Here is a 13,861-nt window from a genome sequence, read left to right on the forward strand (position 1 = left end):
GCCGTTACATCTGGCGGCGCCTTCAGCGCCCGTTCACCCCACCAACGATGGCGCGCAGCAGCTCGGCATCCAGCACCTCGCCGGTCGCGCGGTCGAAGATCGCGAAGCCCTCGGGCTTGTTGAACACGCCGTTGTCCCAGTACACCGGCACCAGGCCGCGCTGTTGCGCCGAGCGGGTGACGTAAGCGTTCCAGTAGACGCGGTAGCGCGCGGCGCCGGGCACCGACGGGCGCGACACGGCGCCGTACTCGCCCAGGATGACCGGCACGCCGCGGTCGACGAAACGGGCCTTCATCTTGTCGAACTGCTGGTCGGCATGGGACTCGCCGCCCCATGGCGCCGTGGCCTTGGTGTCGGTCGCGAGGCGCCCCCACTGCCACACCTTGCCCTCGTTGTTCAGCGTGAACTCGTAGGGGTCGTAGTAGTGCACCTCCATCATCAGCCGCCCGGGCGTCGGGTCCTGCGGCAGCACCGCGAAGTCCACCGTGTGGTCTATGTTGGTGTTGAAGCCCTGCACGACGAGATGGCGGCGCGGGTTGTGACCGCCGGTGGCGCGCACCGTCGTCACGAAGGTCTGGTTGAAGCTGTTCTGTGCGCGCACGTACTCGGCGGTGGGCTTGCCGTAATCACCTTCCACCATGACCTCGTTGGTGCCGGCGAACAGCAGTCCTTCGTCGTGGTCCTTGAAATGCTCGGCGATCTGCGTCCAGTACAGCGCGAGGTGGCGGTTCACCTCGTTCTGATGCTTCGCCGTGGGCTGCATCCAGCCGCCGTCCCAGTGGATGTTGATCATGACGATGAGTCCGGCCTCACGCGCCCAGCCGACCACCTCGCTCACGCGCGCCATCCACTCGGGCTTGATTCGGCCTTGGGTGTCGGTGTACTGGCGCCAGGCCACCGGAATGCGGATGCACTTGAAGCCGGCGGCCTTGACGGCCTGGATGAGCGGCTTGGTCGTGCGTGCATTGCCCCAGGCGGTCTCGCCACCGATGGCCTCCAGCGAGTTGCCGAGGTTCCAGCCGGGCGCCATCTCGCGGGCGAGGTCGGGGCTGCTGACCTCCCGCCAGGGCGCGGCCTGCGTGGCGAGCGAGGCGAGGGCCAGCAGCAGCGCGGCAATCGCCTTCATGCGCCCACCCGCTGCAGGCCCAGCAGCACGACGTCATGGCTGCGCAGCTTCAGCGTGACGGTCGCCGTGCCGCCCGCGCCCACGCGGACTTCGCGCTGCACTTCCGGCTTGTCGGCGGTCAGGCCCTGCAGCGTGGCGAGTTGGTCTGCCGCGAGGCTCTTGGGCGAGCCCATCTTCAGGTAGGCCGTGTGAGCGTCGTTGACCTCGTAGCCGGTGCGGTGCTGCGTCAGCTGGTAGCGGCCCGGCGGCAGGCCGCGAAGTTCGACGGTGGTCGTGCCCAAATCCCGGCTCGGCTGCGGCTTGCCGAAGAAGGTGCGGTTGCTGGTCTTCTGGTCGGGCAGGCGCCAGTCCCACACCAGGGCCTGCACTTGCCCGTCGTTCGCCGCAGCCCAGCTGAACTCGTCGCTGCTGGGAACCTCCTTGCCGCCCAGCCGGGCCAGCGCGGCGAGGTACTTGTAGGCGAACCAGACCGGCTTGCGTACGCCCTCGCGGGTCATCATGCCGAAGCCGCCGTGGAAAGGCGCGTCCGGCGGGCCGGGTTCCTCGAACAGGTCGCTGTAGACCCAGTAGCTCATGTGCTGGGCCAGGCCCTGCGTCTGCTTCAGCTTGGTCAGCACGTAGGGCGCGCTGATGTACGAGTCGTGCACCAGGTCGCGCGGGTTGTAGCTGCTGCTCCACTCGGTGAAGAACAGCGGCAGGCCAGGCAAGTGCGAGGCCTCGATCTCCTTGCGCACGCGCCGCACGTCGCCCACGATGGCGTCGGGCGACTTGGACAGCATGCGGTCCTGCTTACCGAACTCGTCCAGGTAGCCTTCATCGACGCCATAGGTGTGCGTCGTGATGAAATCCACCGGCGTGTTCGTGGCCTTTGCGTGGGCCAAGAACTCCGGCACCCAGGCCGCGCCGGCGGTGGCCGGGCCGCCCACGGGCAGTTGCGGGTCTATGGCCTTGATGGCCTTGGCGGTGCGCGTGTAGAGGTCGAAGTAGGCCTGCTTGTCGGCCTTCTCCCAGAACCCGTCCAGGTTGGGTTCGTTCCAGACCTCGAAGTACCAGCTGCGCACTTCCTTCTCGCCATAGCGCTGCAGCAGGTGGCGTGTGAAGGCGTCGATCAGCGCGACCCAGCCTTTCGGCTCGGGGTGCGAGGTGTTGCCGGCCCAGTAGAAGATCTTCAGGTCGGACGTCTTCAGCGCCAGCGGCGTGAAGCCCAGCTCGATGAAGGGCTTGATGCGCCGGGCCAGCATCGCGTCGTAGAGCTTGTCGATGTTGGTGAAGTCGAACACCAGCTGGCCGGCGGCGTCGCGCGTCACCGTCTTGAACACGTCGTGGAAGATGGCGTGGAAGCGCAGGTAGCGAAAGCCCAGTTCATCGACGGTGGTCTTCAGCTGCGCCAGCGAGTCCTCGCGGAACAGCGTGCCGGGGAAGTCCGCGCCGACGCAGTGGTCGAAGAAGCGGTCTATCGGCTGCCTGGCCTGTGCGACGTCCAGCACGATGCGACGGGGCTTGCCGGGATCAGCAGAGGCGGCGTTGGCGACGAGCGGCATGGCGGCGGCTGCGGCGAGCAGTTGGCGGCGGGAGGTCATGCGGGGAGTCCTTTGTAGACAAAGTTGCGGGCGCGGACCTCGCCGTTGCCGGCGCTGAACAGCGCGGGGCGCAGGCTGACGAAGCCGCCGAACACGTTGTGATGCAGGCCGGAGACCTCCATCTGCCAGGAGTGCTGGGTCCAGGTCTTGCCGCCGTCGTGGCTGTAATGCCAGGTGACGACGTGCTCGCGGTTGACGAGGCGGATGTGGACGCGCTTCGTCGCCATGGTTTGGCGCATCCAGCCGTGCTCCTGGCCGTAGCCGTAGGTCAGCATCTGCGTGGTGCTGAAGCCGATGCCGACGTGACCGCGCTCCTCGTAGAACAGCGCCAGGCCGCCGTGGCTATTGGGATCGCTTCCGCTGATCTCTAGCTCCACCGTGATCTCGTAGCTGCGGTCGCCGCAGGCGCAGGTCAGCGGCGACGAGTCCTGCAACGCCTTGCCTTTGCCCTTGATGACCAGCGACTCGCCGTCGAAGCGCAGGCGCTTGGCCTCATCCGGCCCGGGCGCATGGAAGGCCCATTGCAGTCCCAGTTTGCCCGACGAGAAATCGTCGGACAGTGCGAAGCCCGCCTTGCTCGGCTTTCCACCGCGCGGCTTGGGCAGCGGCTTGTGCAGCGTGCCGCCCTTGGCGCACAGCCAGCCGTCCTTCGTCCATTCCACCGGCTCGAGCAAGGCCTGCCGACCCAGTGTGCGGAACCCGTTCTCGTAGCCGTGATAGACCATCCACCAATCCCCGGCAGGTCCCTCGACGACGGTGGCGTGGCCGCGCGACCACCAGGGTTCGTCGGCGCTTGTCGTGCGCACGATGGGGTTGTTGGGTGCGTCCTCCCACGGCCCGTGCACGGAGCGCGAGCGGGCCACGGTGACCATGTGGCTGGTGGGCGGACCGGCCGTGCCGCCGACGGCGCTGATCAGGTAGAACCACTCGCCGCGCCGGAACAGCTTGGGCCCCTCGGGCGCGAACATCTCGACGACCCAGTCATTGGGGTACTGCCAGGGCTTCCAGGCGTTGCTCTCCAGCGAGCCGTCGGTGGCCAGGCCATCGTCCTTCAGCCGCACGCGTCGGCCGCCGTTGACGAACAGGTAGCGCTTGCCGTCTTCGCCCACCACGTGGCCGGGGTCGATGCAGCCGGGCAGCTTCAGGTCGATGGGCGCGCTCCACGGGCCGCGGATGTCGTCGGCGTGGATGACGTAGGTGCCCGTGCCGTTGTTCTGCAGCACCGGGATGTAGAGGTAGAAGCGACCCCTGTGCTTGACCAGGTCCATGGCCCAGACGGTGCCGATGGGTTGGTGCAGCGCGGCGGTGATCGGTGCCCAGTTCACCAGATCCTGCGAGTGCCAGATGACGGCGCCTGGGTAGGACTGGAAGGATGAGAAGGTCATGTAGTAGTCGGCACCGTCCTTCAGGAGGGTGGGGTCGGCGTGATCGCCCGCGACGATGGGATTGAGGTAGGTCCCATCGCCGAGGTCCGCCTGGCGCTGGCCTTCGATGCCAGCGGCAAAGCGCGGTGCGGCCGCAGCGGGAGCGGCCGCCGCCACGCTGGCGCTCGCCAGCGCCAGCTGAAGGGCGTGGCGGCGCGAGACCGTCACACCTGGCCCCGTGTCGCTTCCAGCTGGCCGCGGATGTCCAGCATGCGGGCCTCAGTCAGCGGGAAGCGCAGGATGGCGATCAGCGCCAGCACCAGGCCGATGACGGGGATGCCCGACAGCAGGATGCGGATCCAGAAGATGGCTTCGGGCGTTTGGATGGCCTGCTTGGCATCGAAGCCGGTGAACTGCAGGATCCAGCCCGACGCGCCGACGCCCAGCGCGATACCGACCTTGGTGATCCACGACTGGCAGGCCGAGAATGAGCCCTCGCGGCGCTGGCCGGTCTGGGATTCGTCGTAGTCCACCACGTCGCCGATGGTGGCGCCGTACAGCGTCCAGAAGCCCGCGCCGGTGAAGGCGACGAAGCCGCAAGCAAACAGCTGCAGGTAGGGGCGCTCGGGGTCGTACAGCCACCAGTCGCCGATGAAGGCACCGATGGCCATCGTCAGCACCGTGGCCAGCGCTGCGCGCTTGCCGTGCTTGCGCGCGATCCAGGTGAAGAACGGGATGCCCGCGAAGCCGAACGCCATGCCGGCCAGGCCCATCGCGGTGTTCCATTTCGTGGCCAGCACGATGTCCCCCTTGCAGACGTAGTAGACGGTGGCGTAGTAGCCGAGCGCGCCCACCATCGCGGTGCCGATGCCGTAAGCCAGGGCCATGAGCAGCACGTGCCGGAAGGGTTTGCAGCGCAGCGTGCGCCACAGCGTGTCGGCGAACGGGATGTGCGTCTGCGTGCGCGACACCAGCTTCTCGTAGTAGCGCTCGCGCACCAGCAGAAAGATGGCGATGGACACCGCCACCATGATGGCGCCCAGGATGGCGCAGTAGGTCTGCGCACCGCGCAGGATGTCGGGTTTGCCGGTGTCTGGGTCGTTGAAGATGGCCAGCGTGGTGAACTGCGCGGCGAAGAACATCGCCAGCTCCGGGCCCTTCTGGATGGCGTTGCGGATGGCCATCACCGTGGTGCGCTCGTGGTAGTCCGGCGTCATCTCCGAGCCCAGCGAGACCCACGGCATGTTGAAGCAGCTCATCACCGGCACGTAGATCAGCATGCTGACCAGCATGAAGATGAAGTACTGCGTGTCGGTCCAGCCCTTGCCCACGGCGAACATCAGCGGCAGGCCGATGCCGGCGAGTATGCCGCCGACGAGGATGAACGGCCGGCGCCGGCCATAGCGCGTGCGCGTGTTGTCGCTGATCCAGCCAAAGATCGCGTCGCTGGCCGCGTCGATGAAGATCTTGACCATCTGCACTGTCGAGATCAGCCCGGGGGCGACGCCCAGGAAGATGTTGAAGACGTGGAAGGCCAGCGACGGATAGAGCCAGTGCCCCCACATGTCGAGGACGGAGCCGAGGCCGAAGCCGATCTTCTGCTTCATTGGCAGGCGGTCGGCGCGTGGCACAGCCTGTGCCATGTGGAGGGTGCTGGCGTTCACAGGATTCTTCGTTCTTTGATGATGTCGGAGTAATAGCGGGCGGACAGCTTCGGCGTGCGCAGCTGCGTCTTGAAGTCGCAGTGCACGATGCCGAAGCGGCGCTGGTAGCCGTCTTCCCATTCGAAGTTGTCGATGAAGGACCACAGAAAGTAGCCCTTCAGCGGCACACCGTCGGCGATCGCGCGGTGGGCCTCGCGCAGGTAGCTGCGCACGTAGTCGCGGCGGTGCAGGTCCAGCACCTCGCCGTTGACGACGGGCTCGTCGTCGTATCCGCAGCCGTTCTCGGTGATGTGGATGGCCGGGTGGCCATAGACCTCGTGGCACAGGCGGGGGCCCCAGTACAGGGCCTGCGGTACCAGGCGCAGCCAGGTGCTGTCCGCGCGCGGGTAGTTCACCGGGTGAGGCACGGCCTCGTAGCCGCCGTTCTTGCCGGCACGCACGAAGGTGCCGCTGTAGATGTTCAGGCCCAGGAAGTCGGTGGGCAGGCTGATGAGGTCGAAGTCGCCGGGCTGCACGTCGGGCGCATCGGCACCCACGCGCTTCAGAAAGCCGTCGGTGTACCTGCCGGCATGGATGGCGCCGAGGATCTGCGCGTTGCGTTCGATGAACCAGGCCTTGGCGGCGGCGATGTCCGCTGGCTTTTCGGTCACCGGCACGGCCACGGCGCAGTTGTCGGTCAGGCCCACCTGCGCGCCCGGGCCGCCGAACTTGCGCACCGCGCGCACGCCGTGGCCGTGGCACAGCAGCGCGTGGTGGTAGGTCTGGTTGACGACCTTGTCGCTTTCCTTGCGGCCCGGCGCTTTAGTGCCCGTGCCGTAGCCCAGCAGCGTGAAGCAGAGGATCTCGTTCAGCGTGATCCAGTGCTTCACGTCCTTGGCGAAGGCCTTCACAACGGTGTCAGCGTACTGCGCGAAAGCGTCCACGGTGACGCGTGAGGTCCAGCCGCCGCGGTCTTCGAGCGCCTGCGGCAGGTCCCAGTGGAACAGCGTCACCCACGGCTCGATGCCGTGCTTCTTCATGCTGGCGAAGACGCGGCGGTAGAAGTCCAGCCCCTTGGGGTTCAGCTCGCCGTCGCCCTGGGGGTAGATGCGCGGCCAGGCGATGGACAGGCGGTAGGTCTTGATGCCCAGCGAGGCCATCAATGCGAAGTCTTCGTCGAAGCGGTGGTAGTGGTCGCAGGCCACGTCCAGCGTGTCACCGCCGTGGACCTTGCCGGGAATGCGCGCGAAACGGTACCAGACGGATTCGCCCTTGCCGTCCTCGAAGGCCGCGCCCTCGATCTGCGCCGAGGCCGCGGCGACGCCGAACACGAAGTCGGCGTGGAAGGCGCTGGCGTATGTCAGCGTTGTCGTTGCGGCCGCAGCAGGGCGCTGCGGGGTTGCGGCAATCGCCGCCGTGGGGGCCAGGGCGGCGGCGGCGAACAGCTGGCGGCGGCGCGGGGAGCGGAGCGAAGTCATCGGAGGTTCCTCGTTGGACCGCATGGCGGGCGACGGGCCTGCTGCGGCGCGAGGAATATAGGTGGCATGGTTCCGCCGGGTTTCACGTCAGTTCAGAGGATCTTGCGAGCCTTGATGACCTGCGCGTAGTAGCGCGCCGACAGCTTGGGCGTGCGCGCCAGCGTCTCGTAGTCGCAGTGCACGATGCCGAAGCGGCGCTGGTAGCCGTCTTCCCACTCGTAGTTGTCGATGAAGCTCCACAGGAAGTAGCCTTTCAGCGGCACGCCGTCGCTGATGGCGCGGTGGGCTTCGCGCAGGTGGTTGCGCAGGAAGTCGCGGCGGTGCAGGTCCAGCACCTCGCCGCCGACGACCGGTTCGTCGTTGTAGCCGCAGCCGTTTTCGGTGATGTAGAGCGCCTGGTGGCCATAGCACTCGGCCGCGAAGCGCGTGGCCCAGTAGATGCACTGCGGCGCGATGTGCAGCCAGGGGCTGTCAGCCTTGGGGTAGTTGGCAGGCAGAGCCACGGGCTCCCAGCTGCCGGTCTTGCCGGCGCGCACATAGGTGCCGGTGTAGATGTTCAGACCGAGGTGGTCGGTGGGCAGGGCGATGAGGTCGAAGTCGCCGGGCTCGACCTGGGGTGCATCGGCACCCACGCGGGCCAGGTAGTCGGCGGGGTAGTGGCCGGCGTGCATGGCGCCCAGCACGTGGGCGTTCTTCTCCAGGAACCAGGCCCTGGCGGCTTCGATGTCCTCGGGCGTCTCGGTGACGGGGATGCAGACATCGAGGTTGTCGGTCAGGCCCACCACAGCACCCACGCTGCCAAATTCGCGTACCGCGCGCACGCCATGACCGTGGCACAGCAGCGCGTGGTGGAAGGTCTGGTTGACGACGGCCGCACTCTCCTTGCGGCCCGGCGCCTTGGTGCCGTAGCCATAGGCCAGCAGCGTGAAGCAGCGGATCTCGTTCATCGTGATCCAGTGCTTCACCTCGCCGGCGAAGGCCTTGACGATGGTGTCGGCATACCGCGCGAAGGCATCCACCGTGACGCGCGAGGTCCAGCCGCCGCGGTCTTCCAGGCTCTGCGGCAGGTCCCAGTGGAACATCGTCACCCACGGCTCGATGCCGTGCTTCTTCATGCTGGCAAACAGCCGGTGATAGAAGTCCAGGCCGGCCTGGTTCAGCTCGCCGTCGCCGTTGGGGAAGATGCGCGGCCACGCGATGGACAGGCGGTAGTGCTTGTAGCCCAGCGAGGCCATCAGCGCGAAGTCCTCGTCGAAGCGGTGGTAGTGATCGCAGGCCACGTCCAGCGTGTCGCCGTCGTGCACCTTGCCGGGCGTGCGGCTGAAACGGTCCCAGATGGATTCGCCCTTGCCGTCCACGAAGGCGGCGCCCTCGATCTGGGCGGACGCGGCGGCGACGCCGAACAGGAAGTCTTCGGGGAAGGGGCTGGAGTAGGTCAGTGCGGTCATGAAGAAGCGCGGCGCCGTCAGGGCGCCAGGAGGGGAATCAGGGAGGCCTCCAGGCTGCGGGCCCAGAGGTCGTAGCCGCGCGGGCTGAGGTGCAGGAAGTCCGGCAGGATGTCCTTGGACAGCGTGCCGTCCGCATTCGTCAGCGCGGAGCCGATGTCGAGGAACACGACCTGCCTGCCGTCAGCCAGCGCGGGCAGCAGCGCATTGATCCTGGCGTTGTGGCGTCGCGTCAGGTCGTCGGGTTTTTCGCCGCGCGGGAAGAGGGCCAGCAGCAGCACGGTGGCCTGCGGCTGGCGCTTGCGGATCTCGGCGAGGTTGGCTTGGATGCCGGCGACGGTCAGCGCGGGGTCTTCGAGCCGCTCGCCCGTGTTGTTGGTGCCGATCATCATGACGATGGCCTTCGGCGCCATGCCGTCGATCTCGCCGTGCTGCAGGCGCCACAGCAGGTTCTCGGTGCGGTCGCCGCCAAAGCCCAGCGCCACAGCGTTGTACTGGGCGAAATGCGTGGCCCACGCGGTCTTGCCCTCGTTCTCCCAGCCCTGCGTGATGGAGTCGCCGAGGAAAACGAGGTCCACGCGCCGGCCGGCGTCGCGGTGGGCGCGGATCTCTGCCAGCTTGGCCTCGTGGCGCGGCAGCCACCAGTCCACGGCCCAGGACTCCTGAAGCCGCTGCGGCGTGACGGACTGCTTGCGGTAGTCGGGGCAGACGGTCGTCGCCTTGCCATGCTTGTTGATGCGCAGCTTGGCGATTTGGATCTCGCCACTGCCCGTGCCTTCCAGCGTAAATGGCACATCGACGGCCGAGAAGTCGTCGCCGTCGCGCCAGAAGCACTTCAGCGCGAAGCTCATGCGCTGGCGCCCCTTGCCTACAGCCAAGCGGCCGGCAAACAGGTAGGGGATCTTGCGCTCGCAGTCCTTGCCGCAGCCGAGCTTGAACTTCATGCCGCCTTTGGCGAGATCGATGACGTTCAGATCGAACTCGACGGTGCCGTGAGGCAGGTAGCCGCGCAGGTCCAGCGGCTTGCCGCCCTGCCAGCGGGCCTGCGCGATCCACGAGTTGCTGAACTGCAGCGTCACCGCGCCGTCGTCACCGCGCTGCGCGGCGACACGGCTGTTCGGCACGTGCGGCTGGGCCGGCTTGGGCACAGTGGCGCGGTCGCCTGTCAGCCGGGCCTCGCCCTCAAAATCGGTCACGGCGATGTGCCAGCCTGTCGCAGGCTTGCCGTCATCGAGCGTCATTGCCTGCGTTGTCAGCGGCAGCGCGGCAAGCAGTGCGAGCAGGAGACGGTTCATGTCAGTGCAGGTCCTTGGCGCTGAGCGTGCGCGACTGGCCGGGCTGGAGCTTCAGCTCGATGACGCGCTGGCCGACGCGAACGCGCCCGCCGCCCGTGCCGGCCACCGAGCGCACCGTGGCGCGCGTCAGCTGGCCGTCGGCCCATGCCATGTCCACCTCGAAGCCGCCGCGCGCGCGCAGCCCCTTGACCGCGCCGTCACGCCACGCGGCAGGCAGCGCGGGCAGCAGCGTGAGGGCGTCGTCGTGCGACTGAAGCAGCATCTCGGCGATGGCGGCGGTCGCGCCGAAGTTGCCGTCGATCTGGAACGGCGGGTGCGTGTCCAGCAGGTTGGGGTAGGTGCCGCCCTGGTGCACCTCGCCGCCCTCGCGGGCCTTGCGCGCGCCGGGCTGGGCCAGCAGGCCGCGCACCAGCTGGTGCGCGTGGTCGCCGTCCTGCAGCCGGGCCCAGAACGCGATCTTCCAGGCCATGGACCACCCGGTGCTGACGTCGCCACGGGCCAGCAGCGTCTTGCGCGCGGCGGCGGCCAGTTCGGGCGTGCGCGCGGGCGAGATCTGGCGGCCGGGGAACAGCGCGTAAAGATGCGACACGTGGCGGTGCGTGTCCTTCGGCGTGTCCAGCACCGGGTCGGTCAGCTCGTCCAGCCATTCCAGCAGCTGGCCCCAGCTGCCGATGCGCGGGCCGGCCAGTCGGTCGCGGATGGACGTGGCCTGCACCTGCGCGGCCTTGTCACCCAGCACCGTCGCGGCCTGCGCGAGGTTGTCGAAGTGGTCCCACAGGATCTGCTGGTCGTAGGCCACGCCGTCCTGGATCGGGCCGTGCTCGGGTGACCAGCCGTTGGGCGCTACCCACCGGCCATCGGGCAAGGCCTGGAGCCGGTCTTCCCAGAACTGGCCCACCTCCCGCAGCACGGGCCAGGCCACGTCACGCAGGAAGTCCTTGTCCTGCGTGAACGCGTAATGCTCCCAGAAGTGGCGCGCGTACCAGGCGTTGCCGGTCATGTTCCACAGGTATCCCTGGTAGCCGAATGGGTTGGTTTCGGTGCGCAGCGCCCAGCCGCGCACGGGCTTGCCGGTCGTGGTCAGGAAGGTCTCCTGCGGCGGCTGTACGGAGTGGTCCCAGGGCGGCGTCTCGGGCGGCAACGCGGTCAGGTCCCGCTGCGCCAGCGCGGCGCGTTCGGACACGGCCTTGCGCCATTCGGGCACCAGGCGCTGCACGAAGCGGTGGAAGGGTCGCGCGGCCTCGGCGAGGTTCGTCACCTCGGCCGGCCAGTAGTTCATCTGCAGGTTGATGTTGGAGTGGTAGTCGCTGTTCCACGGCGGCTGCAAGTGGTCGTTCCACAGGCCTTGCAGGTTGGCGGGCAGCGAGTCGCGCGAGCTGCTGACCAGCAGGTAGCGGCCGTAGTGGAAGTACAGCGCCTCCAGCTCGGGGTCGCCGCCGCGTGCCGTGTATGCGGCCAATCGGGCGTCGGTCGTCAGCGCACGGCGCGCGGCCGGGCTCTCGCCGAGGTCCAGGCTGACGCGGCCCAGCAGCGCGTCGACGTCGGCGTGGTGCTCGGCGCGCAGCTGCTGCCAGGGCTTGGCCGCCGCGGCGGCCACCTGCGCCTGCACGCGGGGCAGCGGCGCCTGACCGTCGGCAAAGCTGGTGCCGGCACCGAGGATCAGCGTCAACGAAGTGCAGCCGCTGAAGCGCAGCGTGTGGTCCTCGATGGAGACGCTGCCGCCTTCATGCAGCACGCGCAGCTGGCTGGCGTAGGCCAGGCCGTTTGGCAGGGCGCCGACCGCGCTCAGCGTGGTGTTGGCCGCGCTGAGCGCCGCACCGTGCCGGTCGGTGAGCGCAATGCGGCCGTGGTAGCGGCCCACCGCGTTGGCGTGCAGGTGCCAGACCAGCACCTGCGCGGGGTGGCTGGCGAAGGTCTCGCGCGCAAAGCGCACGCCGTCCTGTGTGTAGCGCAGGCGGTGCTCGGCGCGGGCAATGTCCAGCTCGCGGCGGTAGGCGGTGGCCGGCGCGTCGGCGCCGTCCAGCGTCAGCACCACGTCGCCGAAGGGCTGGTAGGCGCCCATCGTCTTGGTGTCACCGGTCCACAGCGTGATGTCGTTGAACTGTAGTCTGTCGCGCGCGACCAGGCCGAACAGCATCGCCCCCAGGCGCCCGTTGCCGATGGGCAGCGCCTGCTGCTCCCAGCCCTGAGGCGTGTCGGGCGCGGGCCGGTCGTAGTGCAGCACCAGCTCGCGCGCGTGCAAAGGGAGCGCGAGGCACAGGGTCAGCAGCAGCAGGGCGCGGTGCAGCATGGCGTCAGCGAGGGCGGCCCATCTTGACCTTCAGCATGACAGGCTCGGTCGGCAGGTTCAGGCCGTAGTCGACCTGGTCGCCGTTCCACACGCGATCCATGACCCAGCGGCCCTGGGCGTCGAAACGGCCCTGTTCGGCGCGCAGCATCATGCCGTTCGTGCCGGCGGCAGGCTCCATGCGCACGCGCACGCGCTGGCCGATGACGATGAATTCGTCCGCCGAGATCTGCGCGATGGCGGCGCCGCCGTCGGGCTCCTCGGTGCCGGCCGCGGGCTTGGCGAATTCACCGCCCCACGCGGACTCACCGAAGCGGCCCATGCGGTAGGTCAGCTTGACGGTCCAGCCGGGGAAGTCGAGCTGCTGCGGCTGGCGGTCGTCACCCTCGCTCGTGCCCTGCACGCGGCCTTCGAAAGACCATTGCGCCCACAGCCGCTGGATGGGCGCGAACATGCGGTAGACCCGCTCGAAGGGCTCGACCAGCTTCTTGTCCGTGGCCAGCGTGCCCAGCGGATAGTTGGTGTAGTCGAAGTAGTCGGTGCCGAACGGCGACACGCCGATGGCGCCACGGCCCAGCATGGCGTAGATGAAGCGCGCATAGGCCGGCTTGGTGCCGAATTCGGGCACCCACAGCGCGTTGTCGGGGCGCTGGAAAAGCTTCAGGTTGGCGTTGACCTGCGCCGACTCCGGCCGGTAGATGTCGGGGCCCACGATGTCGATGGCGGGGGCGGCGGCCTTGTAGATGTCGATGACATCCCAGGTCGGGCCGCCGCTGGCGAAGTTCTTGTTCCAGGGCTTGGGCGGCTGTTCCAGCGGGTCGCGAAGCGCGTTGTTCACGTACATCGGCAGGTCGTACACCGCGCGGCCGGCTGCTGCGATCTCGCCGATGTAGCGGGCCACGGCCCAGGCGTGGAAATACTCGTCGGCATAGTCGCCGTAGACCTGGCGCCAGTTGCCAGTTGGTGCTGCCTTCGGATTCTGGCGCGCCAGCACGGTGGCGGGCACGGGCTGCTCAAACGCGGCCTGCGCGGCCTTGCCGAAGTCGCGCACCAGCCCGTAGGTGCCGACCTCGTTCTCCACCTGCACCATCAGCACGGTGCGCTCCGTCGAGTCGATCTTTTTCAGGTGGCCCATCAGCGCGACGAACGCGCGCCGGTCGGCCTTCATCGTCTCGGCGCCGAAGGGGCTGAGGCTGTAGTTGGGCTTGCCTTCCTGGTCCAAGTTGGCGGGAAAGCGTTTCGGGTCCAGCTTGACCCATTCCGGCGTGTACTGCGCGCTGGTGTTCTTCCACGTGGCGAACCACAGGATGACCAGGCGCTTCTTGTGCTGGCGGGCTTCCTTGACGAGGGTGTCGACGAAGCTGAAGTCGAACTTGCCTTCGACGGGCTCCACCTGCTCCCAGGCCACCGGCATCAGCACGGTGTTGGCGTGCAGGTCGTTGGCGGCGTCCCAGACGCCCTTCAGCGCCGCAGGGTAGTTGCTGGAGTTGTGCGCCTGCGCGCCGAGGATCAGGAAGGGCTTGCCGTCCACCAGCAAGGCGTGGCGTCCGTCCTTGGCGACCAGGCGGGGCAGTTCGGCAGCGCCGGCGGTGGCGAACAGGCAGGCCAGGGTCGCCGCGAGAAAGAGCTTCTTCATCGGATGT

The 13,861-nt window shown here is 68.1% G+C and carries 9 protein-coding genes; all 9 read right to left on the minus strand.

What is annotated here, in order from left to right:
• Positions 1 to 22 precede the first annotated feature (22 nt).
• The 9 genes from ACG02S_RS04260 to ACG02S_RS04300 all read right to left on the minus strand — a co-directional run bounded on the left by ACG02S_RS04260 (position 23) and on the right by ACG02S_RS04300 (position 13,854).
• Complete coding sequence (locus ACG02S_RS04260; protein WP_394469184.1) at positions 23 to 1,126, minus strand: glycoside hydrolase family 5 protein; 1,104 nt, start codon at positions 1,124 to 1,126, stop codon at positions 23 to 25.
• Positions 1,123 to 2,706 (minus strand): GH39 family glycosyl hydrolase, encoded by a 1,584-nt coding sequence (locus tag ACG02S_RS04265; RefSeq protein ID WP_394469185.1) that lies wholly within the window; start codon positions 2,704 to 2,706, stop codon positions 1,123 to 1,125. Before ACG02S_RS04265 ends, ACG02S_RS04260 begins: the two co-directional genes overlap by 4 nt.
• Positions 2,703 to 4,298 carry a family 43 glycosylhydrolase gene (locus ACG02S_RS04270; RefSeq protein ID WP_394469186.1) on the minus strand — a complete coding sequence of 532 codons (1,596 nt, stop codon included), beginning with the start codon at positions 4,296 to 4,298 and terminating at the stop codon, positions 2,703 to 2,705. The genes ACG02S_RS04265 and ACG02S_RS04270 overlap by 4 nt, the downstream gene beginning before the upstream one ends.
• Positions 4,295 to 5,734, minus strand: a complete 1,440-nt coding sequence (locus ACG02S_RS04275) for an MFS transporter (protein ID WP_394469187.1) — start codon at positions 5,732 to 5,734, stop codon at positions 4,295 to 4,297. Before ACG02S_RS04275 ends, ACG02S_RS04270 begins: the two co-directional genes overlap by 4 nt.
• Positions 5,731 to 7,191 (minus strand): GH1 family beta-glucosidase, encoded by a 1,461-nt coding sequence (locus tag ACG02S_RS04280; protein ID WP_394469188.1) that lies wholly within the window; start codon positions 7,189 to 7,191, stop codon positions 5,731 to 5,733. The genes ACG02S_RS04275 and ACG02S_RS04280 overlap by 4 nt, the downstream gene beginning before the upstream one ends.
• A 92-nt stretch (positions 7,192 to 7,283) precedes the next feature.
• The gene (locus ACG02S_RS04285) at positions 7,284 to 8,639 is read right to left on the minus strand and encodes a GH1 family beta-glucosidase (RefSeq protein ID WP_394469189.1); all 1,356 of its coding nucleotides are present in this window, start codon (positions 8,637 to 8,639) and stop codon (positions 7,284 to 7,286) included.
• Positions 8,640 to 8,656: 17 nt separating this feature from the next.
• The gene (locus ACG02S_RS04290) at positions 8,657 to 9,931 is read right to left on the minus strand and encodes a GDSL-type esterase/lipase family protein (RefSeq protein ID WP_394469190.1); all 1,275 of its coding nucleotides are present in this window, start codon (positions 9,929 to 9,931) and stop codon (positions 8,657 to 8,659) included.
• 1 nt (position 9,932) lies between these two features.
• Positions 9,933 to 12,221 carry a glycoside hydrolase family 95 protein gene (locus ACG02S_RS04295; protein ID WP_394469191.1) on the minus strand — a complete coding sequence of 763 codons (2,289 nt, stop codon included), beginning with the start codon at positions 12,219 to 12,221 and terminating at the stop codon, positions 9,933 to 9,935.
• 4 nt (positions 12,222 to 12,225) lie between these two features.
• Complete coding sequence (locus tag ACG02S_RS04300) at positions 12,226 to 13,854, minus strand: DUF5597 domain-containing protein (protein ID WP_394469192.1); 1,629 nt, start codon at positions 13,852 to 13,854, stop codon at positions 12,226 to 12,228.
• Between the last annotated feature and the right edge of the window lie 7 nt (positions 13,855 to 13,861).

The sequence above is a fragment of the Pelomonas dachongensis genome (assembly GCF_043555865.1).
In the GTDB taxonomy this organism is placed as follows: domain Bacteria; phylum Pseudomonadota; class Gammaproteobacteria; order Burkholderiales; family Burkholderiaceae_C; genus Pelomonas; species Pelomonas dachongensis.

Bases quoted from the DNA above. Each gene is read 5' to 3' on its own strand.
- ACG02S_RS04260 (WP_394469184.1), bottom strand. From the start codon at position 1,126: ATGAAGGCGATTGCCGCGCTGCTGCTGGCCCTCGCCTCGCTCGCCACG.
- ACG02S_RS04265 (WP_394469185.1), bottom strand. From the start codon at position 2,706: ATGACCTCCCGCCGCCAACTGCTCGCCGCAGCCGCCGCCATGCCGCTC.
- ACG02S_RS04280 (WP_394469188.1), bottom strand. From the start codon at position 7,191: ATGACTTCGCTCCGCTCCCCGCGCCGCCGCCAGCTGTTCGCCGCCGCC.
- ACG02S_RS04285 (WP_394469189.1), bottom strand. From the start codon at position 8,639: ATGACCGCACTGACCTACTCCAGCCCCTTCCCCGAAGACTTCCTGTTC.
- ACG02S_RS04290 (WP_394469190.1), bottom strand. From the start codon at position 9,931: ATGAACCGTCTCCTGCTCGCACTGCTTGCCGCGCTGCCGCTGACAACG.
- ACG02S_RS04295 (WP_394469191.1), bottom strand. From the start codon at position 12,221: ATGCTGCACCGCGCCCTGCTGCTGCTGACCCTGTGCCTCGCGCTCCCT.
- ACG02S_RS04300 (WP_394469192.1), bottom strand. From the start codon at position 13,854: ATGAAGAAGCTCTTTCTCGCGGCGACCCTGGCCTGCCTGTTCGCCACC.